A 15,439-nucleotide genomic window follows, 5' to 3' on the forward strand; every position below is an offset into this window, starting at 1 on the left:
CTATTATTGGGTTCAGGGCTTGCAATGAGGTTTAAAACCTCTTATTTAACCTAGGTTCGTCAAAGTTCTTGAACCATTTCATCTATATGGGCGAAGGGAACAATAGTTTTTGGAAGATCTCTTTTATTTATTTCTTGGATCATTTTTCCTGTAATCCAAAGTTTGGAGGCAGAGTTTTTTAAAAGCATTTCATGAAAATCATGTAGATACGTCATAATATTCTCTTTTTCCGGCCTTACTGTGAAATAGGAAACGAATACAATATTATCATATAATGGCAATAAATCCTTTAAACTGAATATCGGGATGCTTTGTCCGAGAAAAATGGCTTGATAGCCTTTTGATAAGATTTCATAATTCAGGAACATTAACCCTAATTCATGTATCTCGTTGTCTGGAAGATAGAGTACAAAAGTTTTGGAAGTGTTGGTAGGTATATTGAACTGCAGCTTTTCGGTATTTACCAAAATCTTTTGTTTGATCAGGGCGCAGATAAAATGTTCATGGGACGGTGTTATGGTATCCGTTTGCCAAAGCAGTCCCACTTCGTTTAGAAAAGGAATAAAATCCTCATAAAAAATGTCCCTAAACGATTTTTCTTTTAATAGGGCATTGTATGTTTTAAAGAATAATGCCTGGTCAAAATTCATCATGGACATTTTAAAGGAATTTAAAACATGTCCGTTATTGCTTTGCCCAGAAATCAAATTTCGTACCACGCCGGGAATTTTATCCTCCCCTAGCTGCGAGATCTTTGAAATCTTATAACCGTTGTTATAAAGAAAGGTAACATTGAGAAGTTTCTGTAGGTTCTCTATATCATAGCATCTAATGTTGGTATCTGTTCTATTGGGTTGAAAAAGATTGTAGCGCTTTTCCCATATTCTAATGGTATGGGCCTTAATGCCAGATAGATTTTCCAGATCTTTGATGCTAAAGTTACTCTTAACGTTGTTCATTAAATTATAAAAAAGATTAAACAAAAATATTCTTTATATAGTTTATTTCAAAGTTTCTTCAAATCTTTAATGTAATTGGGTATTTCTATGTGATTGCTTTTGGAGCCGGTTTTTTCCTCGGGAACATTCCGCGGTAACAGGCTATTCCAATATTTGCCATAGCCATGGCAAATCGTATCTTTATGGCTGAACAATTATGAATTGAAATCGTACAGCCAGATCATTTTCAGTAATTTCAGGGAACTGCTTCACTTCTTGAAAAGTACCAATTTCTCTAAGTCCATTGTGATTGCCATAGCAGTTACGGTACCAATTCTACTTTCCATTGTATGGGGACATATAGAAATAGGTCTTGCTCTTTGCTTTGGGGCCTTTTGGAGTTCTCCCAGTGATGTGAGCGGTAATTTCCGCCACAAAAAGTTTGGAATCTTGTTTTCTGCGGTCTTGGTAATGTTGGTAAGTTTTATTGGAGGGTATTTGAAGTTCGAAACTTGGCTTCTGATCCCTGTTTTGGGTCTTCTAACTTTTGCTATTGCCTTTATTTCGGTCTATGGGTTTAGAGCTTCACTAATTAGTTTTTCCGGTTTGTTGGCCCTAGTATTGCGTTTCGCCCATGAATCAAAGGAATTGGAAATTTATGAATATGCACTTTTAATAGGTGCTGGTGGACTCTGGTATTTGCTCTTGGCAGTGCTGTGGTATCGCATCAACCCCAAAGCGCAAACCGAGGAACTACTTTGGGAGACGTATAGGCTCACAGCCGAATTTTTGGAAACTAGGGGTATGCTGGTGGGCCCCAAGAAAGATCGATTGGAACTGCAAACCCATTTGTATGAAATACAAAGTAAGTTAATTGAGCATCATGAAACCTTAAGGGAAATTTTGCTTCTTTCCAGGAAGAGCTCGGGAAGATCTAGTTATCAGGCCAAGAGACTGTTGATCTTTGTGGAATTGATAGATATGCTTGAAACCGCAATTGCCAATCCGGTCAATTACGATAAAATGGATGACCTTTTTGGGGATCATCCTGAGTTTATTGAGAGCTTTCAGAGTTTAATATTCGAAATGGCCAGCCAATTAAGGACAATTGCCGAAGCGGGAACGGACCAAAATAAATTTCCCAAAAATTCCAAATTAGGCCAATGTTTTGAAAAGGTTGAAGGCGAAATAGCCAGCTTTAGGGAGGAGAGGGCTGCTGAAGATTATGAAAGGTTCCTAATGCTTCAAAATCTGTTGCAATATTTGCAAAAGCAATTTGAAAAACTCAAAAAAATAAAATGGCTTTTGGGGAATCCGGATATGGGTAAGGTGGATTTGGTAGATCAGACTTCGGCCAAACGATTTATAGTTGCCCAGGATTATGATCCTAAATTATTGCTGAGCAACTTTAGTTTTAGGTCTACCATTTTTAGACATTCGTTAAGGTTGTCTGTAGCCGTAATGATAGGGTACGCTCTAGGTAATTTCTTCGATTTTCAAAATCCATATTGGATACTCTTGACTATTATCGTAATAATGAGGCCCAGTTATGGTCTTACTAAATCCCGAACGAAAGATAGAATTGTAGGAACGCTTTTGGGGGGTGCCATTGCAACCGGTTTTGTTTTTTTAATACAGAATCCCTATGTATTTGGGGCCTTGGGAGTAGTTTCTATGGTTATTGCATTTTCAATGGTCCAGAAAAATTACAGGGCAGGGGCAACATTCATAACCCTTACCGTGGTATTTGTTTATGCTATTATCCGTCCAGATATCATAACCGTTATACAGTACAGGGTATTGGATACGCTTATTGGAGCCGGTCTGTCTTTTGTGGCCATGTTATGGATTTTACCGGCTTGGGGGTTTATGGAGATCAGGGTGCAAATAGAAAATAGCGTCAAGGCCAATAAAGGCTTTCTTGCCCAAATTGCCCTGTATTACGAACAAAAGGGCAAGGTTACAACGACCTATAAGGTATCGCGTAAAGAGGCCTTCGTGGAAACTTCCAACCTTAGTTCGGCCTTTCAAAGAATGGCTCAAGAACCCGTATCCAAACAAAAAAATCTTGATAAAATATATGAACTGGTAGTGCTGAACCATACCTTTCTTTCGTCCTTGGCATCATTTAGTACGTATATACAGAATAACCCTACCACAGAGGCTTCGTTAAAATTTAAAAATTTTATTGCTCAAATTGATAAAAACCTAGAGGATGTACTTCTTGCGCTTAAGGGATCATATTCCGATCAGGTACCGGGCATAAGGCAAAGTGATCAATTCTCCATGGAACAGCTCCCCAGCTTTGTACCCAAGCATATGGAACTCACGTCTAAGGTAGACGTAAAATTGGAGCGCCAACTTCAGGAGGCCCATTTGGTGACCGAACAATTACACTGGCTATTTTCCTTAAGTGGGAAAATGTTAAAACTGGTCTCAAAAATTGAGTTCGAATAGAAGAATGGAAGCTAGTCTTTTATAGCCGTTTGTTAATCGGGTAGCATAAATGGTTACTTACTTTATGCTGCCAGGGGAATTGCGAAATTGAGTTATTCATGTGTAGTTCTTAATTTCATAATTAGACAGGGGCCAAGAACAATTCCTTGCCCTGCTCAATTCGATGCATTTCCGTATTTTTACATTCCTGTCATTTTTGTTCACTTACATTTATATTTTATGATCAAAAGAATTATTCTTACCCCCTTTCAAAAATTTGTAAAAATTGAGAGTCTAAGTGGTATTCTCCTATTTAGTGCTACACTTATTGCCATGATATGGGCTAATTCCGGATTTAGTGAATCCTACAATTCCTTATGGCAATATAAAATAGGTATCGGATCCGAAACTTTCCAGCTTACAAAGCCACTTATCCTTTGGATTAATGACGGACTTATGGCCTTATTTTTCTTTTTGATCGGATTGGAAATAAAAAGGGAACTTCTGATTGGGGAGCTTAACGGATTTAGAAAAGCCATGTTTCCATTATTTGCAGCCATTGGGGGAATGATAGTTCCTTTGTTCTTGTTTCTTTTCTTAAATGATTCGCCCCAAACTGCTCAGGGTTGGGGGATACCCATGGCAACCGACATTGCCTTTTCATTGGCAATCTTGAAACTATTAGGGGATAGGGTTCCCCTGAGCCTTAAAATATTCCTTACAGCATTTGCCATAGTGGACGATTTGGGAGCTGTAATAGTGATAGCTATTTTCTACAGCGGCGGGGTAGATTGGCTATTAATTTTGTATTCATTGATTCCTTTATTGATACTCTCATTTCTTGGGTACAAGGGTATTTATTCCAAATACTGGACAATAATTCTTGGAGTCATAATATGGGTACTTTTTTTAAAGTCGGGTATACATCCAACCATAGCCGGAGTACTAGTGGCCTTTACCGTGCCTATTCGGCAAAAAATCGATATGCATTATTTTAAGGAGAACCTGTCAAAAATTATGTCAGGTATTGCCCAATCCAATAACGAAAATGTCCCGGTGCTGTCCAATGAACAAATAGGTTATATGGACGATCTGGAAGATTTGACCGATAAATTTACATCGCCATTACAAAAATTGGAGCATCGACTTCACGGGTGGGTGGCTTATTTTATAATGCCCATTTTTGCCTTGGCCAATGCAGGTGTCGTCTTTGGTGCTAGTATGGAATTGAATACCTCATTGATGCTGAATATAGCCATCGCTTTATTTTTTGGGAAATTGGTGGGGGTTACATTATTATCATGGATAGGGGTTAAATTAAAGATTGCTGTATTGCCGGAGGACATTAATTTTCTCCAGATTTCAGGAATAGCTATATTGGCAGGAGTTGGTTTTACCATGTCCATTTTTATAGCCAACCTGGCATTTGCAAATAATTTAATTTTTATTGATTCCGCCAAAGTCGGTATTTTAATAGGCTCTGTTGTTTCAGGTTTGGTAGGATATCTGGTATTGCGTTTAAGTGGCGGAAAAGAAAAGGGCCAATAAAGGCCCTTTTGTAATATAAATTTGATAAACCACAGGGAATTAGATAGTTGTAATTACAGGTTGTTTCTTTTTCGACTTCTTTTTTTTCAGTTTGTTGATCCAAATAAGGGTTCCGGTAATAGGTAAGCTAGTTGCGATAAGGCAGGCAATGAAGTAGATAATTTTTGAAAAGCTGCCGTAAATGGTACCTATGTGTATAGGTTTTATCAAAGCGGCTATTTGGACGTTCAAGGGCTTATCTGCAAAAAGTTCCTTGTGGAGAAGGGAACCATCCCTGTCCAACACAAGCTTATCCGTGATTACGGGTGAAAATCTGGAATGGTCATTTTTGGTTATGATATAGACTTCTTTGTCTGTTGCCGGTATGTTAATGGTGGTTTCGCCTTCAAAGGCCAATTCCACTGACGATAGCTGCAATATTTCCTCAAAGGTTTTTTCCTCGGTACCGGGCTTTAATGCCGATTCAAACTGTGGCCCACCACCGCGATTTCCGAAAACCTTGGTACCCAATACCTTGCTGCCAGCATCACGATACCATTCAAAGGACCAAAATAATCCAGTCAATGACATAATGACCAAAAAGATGCAGGCATAAAATCCAAGTGTATTGTGTAGGTCATGGTTGATCCGCTTCCAGTTTGCGTTGAATTTGATTTTGAAGCCAGGTTTAAAATTTTTCCATTTCATTTTTTGGGGAAACCACAATATAATACCACTAATGGCCAAGAACAGGAAGATAAGTGTGGACACACCAACAATGGGCCTTCCAAGTTCGGTTTCCAGCAAGAGCCATCTGTGCATCTTAAACATGGTTAAAAAGAATCCATCCAAGTGTGATTTTTGAACTTTGTGGTATTCCCCTGTATAGGGGTCAACTAAATAGGTGGTACCTCTTCTCTCTTTTGGAGAAGATTTTACACTGAATTTTAGGGCTTCGTCCCGTGATGCTGGGATGGTGACATTGGTTACAATCCCTTCCTTGGACAAGGTTTCCTTTAGTTCTACCATTGAAAGAGGGCTTCCAGAAGCATCATCGACCACAAACTCCTTGGCGAAAAGATCTTTTATTTCTTCTTCGAAGGTTAATATTGTGCCGCTAAAACAGACGAGAAATAGAATAATTCCACTGCCTATCCCCAACCAAAGATGGGCATCGTTAATAAATTTTCTGAAGGTATATTTTATAACTTTTTTGGACATTTTGGTCTATTTATTTACGGTTAAAGTGTATATCGTAATATCCCGGCAAAAGATCTGGGATCTGTCTGGTTAATATAGCTTGTACGATAGGCGTTATAACCAATTTGATCAAATACATTGTTCACCATTAGCCTAACATCCCAATGATGGTTAAACTTATATCCGGCTTGAAGATTGGTTAAGGTATAAGCTGCTACATTGAAAGGTTTTTCATTGGGAACTATACCTTCATGGGTAACCGCCCCGGACGACCAATCATTGATGGGTCTTTCTCCCGTGTAGTAGACGCCACCTCCCAGAGATAGACCTTGTAATAAACCTTGAAATGTATAATCGAGATATACGTTGGCAGTATGTTTAGGGGTGTTAAGTGGGGCCGAACCATAAACGTATGCCGTATGTTCCTTATACTGTGCATCAATGTAGGAGTATCCGGCAACCGCGGTCAGGTTTTCCAGAATTCTTCCTGTAAGTTCAATTTCAACTCCCTGTCTTTGATCGTTACCGCCTTTTTGGTAATAGCCCGTAGCTACCCAGTTTTCATCGTATACAGGTAGGTTAATGTTCCTATTGTTGATTTTAAAAAGGGTCAGGTTAAATCGTAAACGGTCTGCAAGCCAACTAGTCTTTACACCAGCTTCCAGTTGGTCATATCTTTCATTCCCCAGTGCTTCACCATTTACACCAAGGCGTGCAGCCGTTCTGGGATAGGCACTGTTGGTGTAGGATGTAAAAATGTTGATATTTTTGAAGGGACTAACTATTATTCCACCCAATGGACTAAAAGCATCACTTTTATCATTTTCCACATCGGTAATAGTTTCAGTGGTACTGTATCTAACTCCCATAAATGTTTTGAACCATTCCGTCCAGGAAACAACGTCCTGCGCCACAAGGCCCAAGGATTTACTTTCGGCAGCTCCAGGATTCCCTGGGTTAAGTGTTACATTGGGCAAAGTATTGCTATTGTCCTCATAAACATTGATGGTGTCCAAAGCGCTAAGCGATTGATTGGTGGTACTGTATTTTGAAGTTCTATAATCGAAACCCACCTGAAAGGTATGTGTTATACTCCCAGTTTTAAAATCATCACCAATGAGATCAATCTGTAGTACACCGTTATCATCGTTTCGGGTAGAAGTGGAATAGCCCCTGGTACGTAGATTGAATTGTTCCACATCATCTACAGAAATTACACTGCCTAAACTGGCTCCTTTGTCGTCCAATTTTAAATGGGATTTATAAAATGCGGTCTTTAATGTGAGTTTATCGTTCAATTGTCTGTCGAACCTCAGTGAATAGGTTGTGTTTTTAGTGAGCGAACGGTCGTTTTCAAATCCTAGAAATTGATCGGCAGGAAGATCGTATATGGCACTTACATCGTTGGAGGCCAGATTTACGGTACCGAGATCTGGAGTTCTGCTATCGTCAAAATGATCAAACTCCAAGGTTACCTTTGTCCTGTCGTCTATTTTCCATTGAAATGAAGGATTAATATAGATACGCTCGGAACTAACACCTGTTCTAAAACTGTCTGCCCGTTCCAAAGCACCATTGATACGGAAGGCTACAGTTTGGTTGTCGTCTATTGGGCCATAAATATCGAAAGTAGGTCTTACCTGCCCAAAACTACCAAAACGTTGGGTAACCGCACCTCCAAATTGATAGATCGGGGTTTTGGTTACAATATTGATAACCCCTCCCGGACTTCCTAAATCGGTAGCAACCCCTTGTGTAATTGAAGCTGCACCTTTTAGTACTTGTATATTGTCCACTCCTTGCATATCTGTTAAAATACCTACACCCCTAAAATCTGAATGAACCCTAACTCCATTTTTTAGTATGGGAATACCTCTAAAACCACGGGAGGACATACTCTCCCTTTTGTTGCCATAGGTAGCAAAAGTGTATACGCCTGGAACGTTTTTAGTAGCTTCGGAAATGCTAAGGGCACCTTGATTTGCGATTAATTTTTCCGAAATGACCGATATACTCTGAATCTGCTCGTAAGGCTCCAAGGGTAGGCGCGTAAGTGCTTCAATTTTATCGGGATGTGATAATCTTCTACCAAATACTTCTACCTCACTCAATGGGTTGTCCAAGCTAAGTCTTATGATCTGATTGTCTATGTAGGCCGAAGTTACGGTCACTGGAATTTTTTTAGTCCCAAATCCTACAGAACTAACCTTAATTTGCCAGTCCCCATAGGGTACTTCGGATAGGATATATTTGCCAAATTCATCGGCCAGCCCGCCTTTTTTAAGTTCCTCTATAAAGATATTGGCGAATGGGACAGGATTGTTCTCATCGTCCATTATAGTGCCACTAATTGTCCCAAAATTTTGAGCAAAAATAGTGGTGGTTATCAACAAATTGATAAATAGAAAAAAAACCTTCATTTTATTTTAAATTAGACTTGTTATAAATAAGGCGCTAAAATAGAATGGAAATTTATATTGTGCAAAACTATTTAGAATAATTTTAAATAAGAATGCACAATAGATTGTTTGGCCTCCATTTTAGGGGTTGGGCAACCGTTAGGTGGTGTAAGTTAATACCCAAAACCAGCCACTTAAAGCCAATTTTTGAACCAATGTTAACGGGATTTCCATTAGTATCCTTCAAGAAAAGTACGGGGAAATCCAATTGAATCAAAAGGAAAAGGGAAGCAGTAAGGTCATGGTCTACAATACTATTTTTTACTTGATGCTACCAAGGGGATATGAGGTATATACCGGGCTGAAATTGAGTTTATAATGCCCCAAGGTTGAAACTAATGAGGGGTATGGAAGTATCCGATATCATTTTCTTTACCTTATCGGTTTTAAGGAATTTTTGGTAAAAGGAGCTATCCTTTCGCTCTAGCATCGCGAACAATCTTGCATGATACTTTTCCAAATACCTATTTAGACCTACAAAAACGTCTTCCTCCAGGATTAGATCGAATTCCATTTTGGTACGGGTCACTTTTTGTCTTAGCATTTCTTTAAACCATTCCATTTGCTGATCTCCGGCATATTCTCCAGGGGTAGAAATATGAACGATCCGAACAAGTGCATTGAATTTCTTGGCAATCCTTACAAGCTTATTGATGGCAAAAATATCGGCCTGTTCAAAATCGGTGGCATAAACCATGGTTTTAAAATCCTCCAATGGGGACATGGCAGGAACTGCCAATAGTGCACATGGCGCCTTTTTGATCATAGCTGTGGTTGCACTGCCAAAAAGAAAATCCTTGATAGCACTTGTGCCCTTGGTACCAACAACAATGAGATCAACTTCAAGTTTCGTAGCGTTTTCCAAGATGCCTTGTGCCACAGATGTGTTTTCTTCAACTATAAAATCAATACTACAGCCTTCCCAAGTATCTCCCAGATGTTCAGTACAAAATTCTTTCAATCTATTGTGGTTTTCGATCAATAGTCTTTTTTCCTTTTTAATGTGGCTTATGGAAACTGAGCTTAGTGTTAATGGAATATCAAAAACATGCAATACAAACAATTTTGCATCAAATTTTTTCGTCATTAGGTGTGCCAATCGTAATGCCGCGACCGAATTTTCGGAATAGTCCGTTGCGTAGAGAATGGTTTTCATCTTTTGCCGATTAGGATTTCTTTTCCTAAGCTACTGTATAAATTCTATATTCAAAATGACCGTTGTCATGCATTGGGCATAGGTCACCTGATATATGTCATATTCAAAGACCCATGACTAAACTAAATTTATTGTCATAATCGTTAAAATTTAACATCATGGAACATATCGAAAACAATAAGGAATTACAATTTGTTAAGGACGGACCCTGGTCCGAGTTGTACGCTTTAACGGAGCATTGGAAATCCGATTTGGAGTTTTATAAGGACGACCTGCGCTTTTTACATCATTTAATAGAGAAATACTTTATGTGGATTACCAAGCCGGAAAATTTGGATATGGTAAAAGAGTTAAAAGTTGGATTGTTCGACCTAAAGAATAAATGCCGGGATTTATTGGATAAAGTTCAAAGACATAGAACACAATTGGGTCAAATGGTGGAGGATTTTAATAAGGCGGACGCCGGTATAATTAGGACCGAGCATGAACATCTTGAGGAGGAGGTGGCAAATTTCGTAACAACGTTCCGTAGCAATAGGAAAGAGGTCTTTGCCATAACGGAATTTATTATTGATAGTGAGTCCCTTGCAAATTTGATGGACAATTGAACTAATATCAATGAATTATAAGCGGATTAAATTATTGATGATTTTAAAGAGGTAGCATATGCGCATTGTTTTGGTGTTATTGATAATCCTGCACGGCCTTATCCATTTGATGGGTTTTGCAAAAGCCTTCCAATTTGGGGAGATGGCACAATTCACCAAAGAAATTTCCAGGCCAATGGGAATACTTTGGCTTTTGGCGGCCCTACTTTTCATAGTGACAGCAATCGGATTTTTCTTAAGAAAGGACTGGTGGCCAATACTGGGGATTATTATGGTGATTCTTTCACAGGGTTTAATTTTCACCACTTGGGCAGATGCCAAATATGGGACCATTGCGAATGCAATTATTTTGGTCGTAGCTATAATTGGCCAATCCAATTTAACATTTGAAAATAGTTTTAAGGAGGATGTTGCTGCTGCCATGAGCGTAGTGGCCCCATCCCCTGATATTCTAAAAGATAAAGATCTGGAATCTTTGCCAGAATGCGTTCAGAACTATCTGCGTTATGTGGGGGCGTTGGGAAAACCTAAGGTTTATAATATGAAAATTGTGTTCACCGGAGAAATGCGCGACAAGGGCAAGGATTGGTTCAAATTTACTTCGGAACAATATAATTTTTTCGGTTCGCCCACCCGATTGTTTTTTATGAAGGCCCAGGTAATGGGCCTACCCACTTATGGCTATCATAAGTATACCAACGAAGTGGCCAACATGCGGATAAAACTCCTATCTCTTTTTTCGGTGGTGGACTTGTCAGAACCGGAATTGTATCCCACGGAAACGGTCACCTTTTTTAACGATCTTTGTTTATTTGCCCCAGCAGCCCTTATTGATGATAGAATTAGTTGGGAAACCTTGGATAGCTTAAGCGCAAAAGCCACCTTTAACAATAAGGGAACCACTATATCTGCCATTTTATATTTTAATGAAAAGGGACAACTAATAAATTTTGTTTCCAAGGATCGCTATTCCGTTTCGGAAATGAAAGCATTTCCTTTTTCAACTCCGGCAAGCAATTATAAGAACATAAATGGCTACCAATTGCCTTCTTATGGCGAAGCTATTTGGCATTACCCAGATATGGATTTTGTCTATGGAAAATTTGAGGTTGTTGATATAAGCTACAATGTTACCGATTTCAATAGGTAGTTTTTAATAGAAATATAAAAGGTTTAGGAGTTTCGGTAACTGCCCTATGAAATTATATTCTAATTTTGACACTTTAATTTATGCTCGGTAGGAGGTCGGATTGGTCGTATTCTTCATTGTTCCGTATGTGGTTATAATAGGAATCTAATCGTTTTGGAACTATCAAGGTTGGTGTAATGGGCATACTGTAAAACAGGGACGAAATATGAATTTTAAGATAGATGGGTTTGTTCTGTCCATAATAGCTGTCATTGGAATAGCTTATATATTTCCACAATGGGGTACGGCAGACAGTCGCGTTCCTATCGATACCATTAGTGCAATAGGAATTTCTTTAATCTTCTTTTTTTATGGCTTAAAATTAAGTCCATCCAAATTAAAAGCCGGACTCAAGAACTGGAAGTTGCACCTGTTGGTGCAGGCCTCCACTTTTTTAATTTTTCCCCTAATTGTTTTGGCATTTTATCCGCTAGTGCAAAATTCAGAGCAGCAGACCCTATGGTTGGCCTTCTTTTTTTTGGCGGCACTGCCCTCCACGGTATCTTCCTCGGTGGTAATGGTTTCCATGGCCAAGGGTAATATCCCCGCTGCAATTTTTAATGCCAGTATATCTGGGATTATTGGCATTTTGATAACCCCACTTTGGATGGGGCCTTTTGTGCAGGAGACAGGAACAGATTTTGATTTTACAGTCATCTATTCAAAACTCATCCTGCAAATTATTCTTCCGGTAATTTTGGGATTGTTTTTACAGCGATTTCTTGGGATACTGGCACAAAAATATAATAGCTACTTAAGCCTTTTCGATAAGTCCATTATTCTACTTATCATCTATAAAAGTTTTGCGGAATCGTTTGAAGAAAACATTTTTGGTGTGGTATCCTTTTTAGATTTGGGGATACTTTTTGTAGCTGTATTGGGATTATTTTACGTGGCATTTTTTTTAACAGGATTTGTAGCCAAAAAATTAAGATTTAATACGGAAGACCAAATTACGGCCCAATTTTGTGGCACCAAAAAATCCTTGGTTCACGGAACCGTTTTTTCCAAAATTCTATTCGGCAACATGGCTTCAATAGGCATAATTTTATTGCCCCTTATGATATTCCATGCCACCCAAATCTTAATTTTGAGCATAATTGCCGGAATACGGGCAACTAGACCAGATGAAGGGGAATCCATCGTAGAGGCTTAGCTTAAAATTACGTAGACCTAGTTTCTATGGAACTTTAGGGCTGTTTCCTAGTAATTTTTATTCAATATCTGCCAGTTGGTCTTTTCCTTTAACTAAATTGGACTGGTGCTCCTTGACCATAAGATCAATTTCTGCAAGAATTTCTGGGTGACTTGCCCTTAAATCAAATTTTTCGGATGGGTCCACACTTAAATTGAACAGGATTGGTGGATTATGTATTTCCTTTTCACCAAATTGCCCATAGGAACCTTCGGTAATATAATGCGCCTTGTAATCTCCAAGTCGTGCCGCATATAATTGTGTTCCCCTATAATAGAAAACCCCCTTTCTTGGAGTTGGATGGCCTTTCAATAATGTGGCACTTAGGTCAAACCCATCCATAATCCTGTCTTTAGGCATTGGTACACCGGCCAAGGCGCTAAACGTAGGGAAAAGGTCCATGGTAGTGCCCAAATCGGATATCACTGCTGGCTTAATGTTGGTTGGCGACCAAAAAATGCAAGGTTCCCGCATACCACCTTCCCAAGTCATTCCTTTTCCGGCCTTTAATAGGCCTGCACTCCCTCCATTAACCCCATAAGAAAGCCATGGGCCGTTATCCGAGGTGAATACCACAATGGTATGCTTGTCCAATCCTTCTTCCTTGAGGGTGGCGATAATTTGACCTATGCCATGATCAATTTCTTCAAATACATCACCATAAATCCCTCTTTTACTTTTGCCTAAAAAGTCTTTAGAGGCAAATAGGGGAATATGCGGTAGATTGTGGGCCAAGTATATAAAGAAAGGATTGTCCTTATTTTTTTTGATAAAAGAAATGGTTTCTTCCGTATATCTTTTGGTAATGGTATTTTGATTGGCAGGTCGTTCTATTATTTCCGTATTCCTCATTAAAGGGACATTGAAATTTTCTGTGGGTAAACTTCCTTTTGTTTCCTTAAAAGCCTTATAATCGCCCACAAAATCCATGTCATTGGAGTAGGGGATACCAAAATAGTAATCAAAACCATTATTGGTTGGTAGGTATTCATCCTTGTGGCCTAAGTGCCATTTGCCAACACATGCTGTACTATAGCCTACTGTTTTTAATTGTTCTGCCAAGGTTATTTCCGAGCTTGGTAAACCATATTTGGAATTTGGGAACAATACCCTTTTTTTATCACTCGCCATACCGCTTCTTACGGGTAATCTACCTGTTAATAAGGCAGCCCTGCTAGGGGTACAGACACTGGCTCCTACGTAGAAATTGGTCCATTTTTGCCCTTCGGTCGCCATTTTATCCAATTGCGGTGTTTTAATGGTGGGATGACCATAAATACTTAGGTCGCCATAACCTAGATCGTCTGCAAAAATGATGATGAAATTAGGGGTTTTGCCTAGGTTTTCCTGACTATAGCCAATGCTGAAATAAGAAGTTAATAGAACTAAGATTAATAATTTTTTAATATTTAAGCCTGGATTAAGCCAATGTAAGATCATTACTATTTGTTGTTATTGTTCGGATTTGAAGATAACAAAAAATAATCATTCTTAAATCCCAAAAGCCAAAATAGGTTTTTCGATATAGGATTAGGTTTACGATCCCTCCCAATAACTCAATTGTATACCACTGCAATCTTGGCCAATTGGCCAACAATTTTAATGGAATCTTTCATGGATAATTTGGACCCATCTGCATGTATCCAGCGTTTAAGGGGTTGCTCGCAGATCATATTCGTCGCCTCCTTTTTACCGTAATGCTTACGCATGCGCATAAATATTTCAACATCGAATAACCATTTGGTTATGAATTTCTTTTCAAACATAGTTGCTGCAATTTCCCTGTTCATTACCTTGGCACCGCATTGGGTATCCTTAAAGGGCATGCCAAGAATCTTTTGAATAATAATATTTATGGTTTTACTAATTATTTTACGGGCAGATTCCTTGGTAATGTCAGCACCCATTCTGCTGATACGTGAGCCACTGACTATTTTGAATTGTGAATTTTCTATGGTTTTTACCAAGTCGTCAAAATCCCTGAAATCTGTGGAGAGATCAGCGTCCAGATACCCAATATAATCCAATTGTTTATCCTGCATCAAATATTGGATTCCTTGCCGGACCGCTTCTGCCTTCCCACCATTTTGTTCACAGTTATATATGCTGATGTTGGACTCGTTTCCTTTTCTAAGTTCCTCCAGCACTTTCATAGTATTGTCTGTACTCCCATCGTTTACAAAGCAAAGATGGTAGCCGAGGTTTTCGTAGGCAAAATTCCTGAATTGGTCACTGGATAGTCTGTCTTCTTCATTATAACATGGGATTACTACGCCAACGCAATTTTTTTGCAGCATTCTGGTATTGGCTATTGGCAATGTATCCACAGAGAGTTTAGGGCTTCCAATTATTCTTTTGATCCTAGCGGTCATTTCATCCAAGCTCACAGGTTTCTTCATGTAATCGTCTATACCCAATGTAAAACTGTCAAGGATAATGGATTCATCGGTATTTCCGGACATGACTAGGATAGGTGTTTTGGATTCTTTGAAAAACCTAATATGTTTAACCACTTCCATGCCGGACATGTCCGGCATGTTCATATCCACTAGAACAAGGTCGGGCTTGTAGTTATCGTAGAGTTTAATTCCGTTAGCTCCATTATCTGCAGTTTTTACTTCATATCCGAGTTCTGAAAGTCTTTTTTCTACTGATAGGAGAATTAGTTGTTGATCGTCAATGGCTAAAATTTTCATAGGTTAAGTTTTAAGTTTATTTTAAAATTGCTGGC

11 protein-coding genes are annotated in these 15,439 nt (G+C 38.8%); 5 read left to right on the forward strand and 6 right to left on the reverse strand.

Translation table 11 applies throughout. The features are described 5' to 3' along the window. Nucleotides 1-59: 59 nt before the first annotated feature. Complete coding sequence (locus tag B9Y87_RS03355; protein ID WP_085496123.1) at nucleotides 60-959, reverse strand: MerR family transcriptional regulator; 900 nt, start codon at nucleotides 957-959, stop codon at nucleotides 60-62. Nucleotides 960-1,160: 201 nt separating this feature from the next. On the opposite strand from B9Y87_RS03355, the gene B9Y87_RS03360 reads away from it, so the two are divergent. Continuing rightward, nucleotides 1,161-3,395: an FUSC family protein gene (locus tag B9Y87_RS03360; protein ID WP_085496125.1), complete on the forward strand. Its 2,235-nt coding sequence runs from the start codon at nucleotides 1,161-1,163 to the stop codon at nucleotides 3,393-3,395. A 219-nt stretch (nucleotides 3,396-3,614) separates the two neighbouring features. Beyond that, nucleotides 3,615-4,922: a Na+/H+ antiporter NhaA gene (gene nhaA / locus B9Y87_RS03365; protein WP_085496127.1), complete on the forward strand. Its 1,308-nt coding sequence runs from the start codon at nucleotides 3,615-3,617 to the stop codon at nucleotides 4,920-4,922. 39 nt (nucleotides 4,923-4,961) lie between these two features. Here the strand turns inward: nhaA and B9Y87_RS03370 are convergent, their stop codons facing one another. The 3 genes from B9Y87_RS03370 to B9Y87_RS03380 all read right to left on the reverse strand — a co-directional run bounded on the left by B9Y87_RS03370 (nucleotide 4,962) and on the right by B9Y87_RS03380 (nucleotide 9,716). After that, nucleotides 4,962-6,122, reverse strand: a complete 1,161-nt coding sequence (locus tag B9Y87_RS03370) for a PepSY-associated TM helix domain-containing protein (RefSeq protein WP_085496129.1) — start codon at nucleotides 6,120-6,122, stop codon at nucleotides 4,962-4,964. Between the two features lie 20 nt (nucleotides 6,123-6,142). Continuing rightward, nucleotides 6,143-8,521, reverse strand: coding sequence for a TonB-dependent receptor (locus B9Y87_RS03375; RefSeq protein WP_085496131.1), 2,379 nt, complete (start codon nucleotides 8,519-8,521; stop codon nucleotides 6,143-6,145). Nucleotides 8,522-8,873: 352 nt separating this feature from the next. Beyond that, the gene (locus B9Y87_RS03380) at nucleotides 8,874-9,716 is read right to left on the reverse strand and encodes a universal stress protein (RefSeq protein ID WP_085496133.1); all 843 of its coding nucleotides are present in this window, start codon (nucleotides 9,714-9,716) and stop codon (nucleotides 8,874-8,876) included. Between the two features lie 158 nt (nucleotides 9,717-9,874). Between B9Y87_RS03380 and B9Y87_RS03385 the strand changes: the two genes are divergently transcribed. The 3 genes from B9Y87_RS03385 to B9Y87_RS03395 all read left to right on the forward strand — a co-directional run bounded on the left by B9Y87_RS03385 (nucleotide 9,875) and on the right by B9Y87_RS03395 (nucleotide 12,669). Next, nucleotides 9,875-10,324 (forward strand): hypothetical protein, encoded by a 450-nt coding sequence (locus tag B9Y87_RS03385; protein WP_085496136.1) that lies wholly within the window; start codon nucleotides 9,875-9,877, stop codon nucleotides 10,322-10,324. Nucleotides 10,325-10,382: 58 nt separating this feature from the next. After that, nucleotides 10,383-11,474 (forward strand): DUF6544 family protein, encoded by a 1,092-nt coding sequence (locus tag B9Y87_RS03390; RefSeq protein WP_085496138.1) that lies wholly within the window; start codon nucleotides 10,383-10,385, stop codon nucleotides 11,472-11,474. A gap of 205 nt (nucleotides 11,475-11,679) precedes the next feature. Beyond that, nucleotides 11,680-12,669 (forward strand): bile acid:sodium symporter family protein, encoded by a 990-nt coding sequence (locus B9Y87_RS03395; protein WP_085496139.1) that lies wholly within the window; start codon nucleotides 11,680-11,682, stop codon nucleotides 12,667-12,669. A gap of 57 nt (nucleotides 12,670-12,726) precedes the next feature. On the opposite strand, the gene B9Y87_RS03400 is transcribed toward B9Y87_RS03395, so the two are convergent. Both B9Y87_RS03400 and B9Y87_RS03405 read right to left on the reverse strand, forming a co-directional pair. Then, the gene (locus B9Y87_RS03400; protein ID WP_085496141.1) at nucleotides 12,727-14,148 is read right to left on the reverse strand and encodes a sulfatase family protein; all 1,422 of its coding nucleotides are present in this window, start codon (nucleotides 14,146-14,148) and stop codon (nucleotides 12,727-12,729) included. Nucleotides 14,149-14,264: 116 nt separating this feature from the next. After that, nucleotides 14,265-15,404 (reverse strand): response regulator, encoded by a 1,140-nt coding sequence (locus tag B9Y87_RS03405; RefSeq protein ID WP_085496142.1) that lies wholly within the window; start codon nucleotides 15,402-15,404, stop codon nucleotides 14,265-14,267. Between the last annotated feature and the right edge of the window lie 35 nt (nucleotides 15,405-15,439).

Source organism: Arenibacter troitsensis, from assembly GCF_900177645.1.
Lineage (GTDB): Bacteria > Bacteroidota > Bacteroidia > Flavobacteriales > Flavobacteriaceae > Arenibacter > Arenibacter troitsensis.

Bases quoted from the DNA above. Each gene is read 5' to 3' on its own strand.
- B9Y87_RS03355 (WP_085496123.1), bottom strand. From the start codon at position 959: ATGAACAACGTTAAGAGTAACTTTAGCATCAAAGATCTGGAAAATCTA.
- nhaA (WP_085496127.1), top strand. From the start codon at position 3,615: ATGATCAAAAGAATTATTCTTACCCCCTTTCAAAAATTTGTAAAAATT.
- B9Y87_RS03370 (WP_085496129.1), bottom strand. From the start codon at position 6,122: ATGTCCAAAAAAGTTATAAAATATACCTTCAGAAAATTTATTAACGAT.
- B9Y87_RS03375 (WP_085496131.1), bottom strand. From the start codon at position 8,521: ATGAAGGTTTTTTTTCTATTTATCAATTTGTTGATAACCACCACTATT.
- B9Y87_RS03380 (WP_085496133.1), bottom strand. From the start codon at position 9,716: ATGAAAACCATTCTCTACGCAACGGACTATTCCGAAAATTCGGTCGCG.
- B9Y87_RS03385 (WP_085496136.1), top strand. From the start codon at position 9,875: ATGGAACATATCGAAAACAATAAGGAATTACAATTTGTTAAGGACGGA.
- B9Y87_RS03390 (WP_085496138.1), top strand. From the start codon at position 10,383: ATGCGCATTGTTTTGGTGTTATTGATAATCCTGCACGGCCTTATCCAT.
- B9Y87_RS03395 (WP_085496139.1), top strand. From the start codon at position 11,680: ATGAATTTTAAGATAGATGGGTTTGTTCTGTCCATAATAGCTGTCATT.
- B9Y87_RS03400 (WP_085496141.1), bottom strand. From the start codon at position 14,148: ATGATCTTACATTGGCTTAATCCAGGCTTAAATATTAAAAAATTATTA.
- B9Y87_RS03405 (WP_085496142.1), bottom strand. From the start codon at position 15,404: ATGAAAATTTTAGCCATTGACGATCAACAACTAATTCTCCTATCAGTA.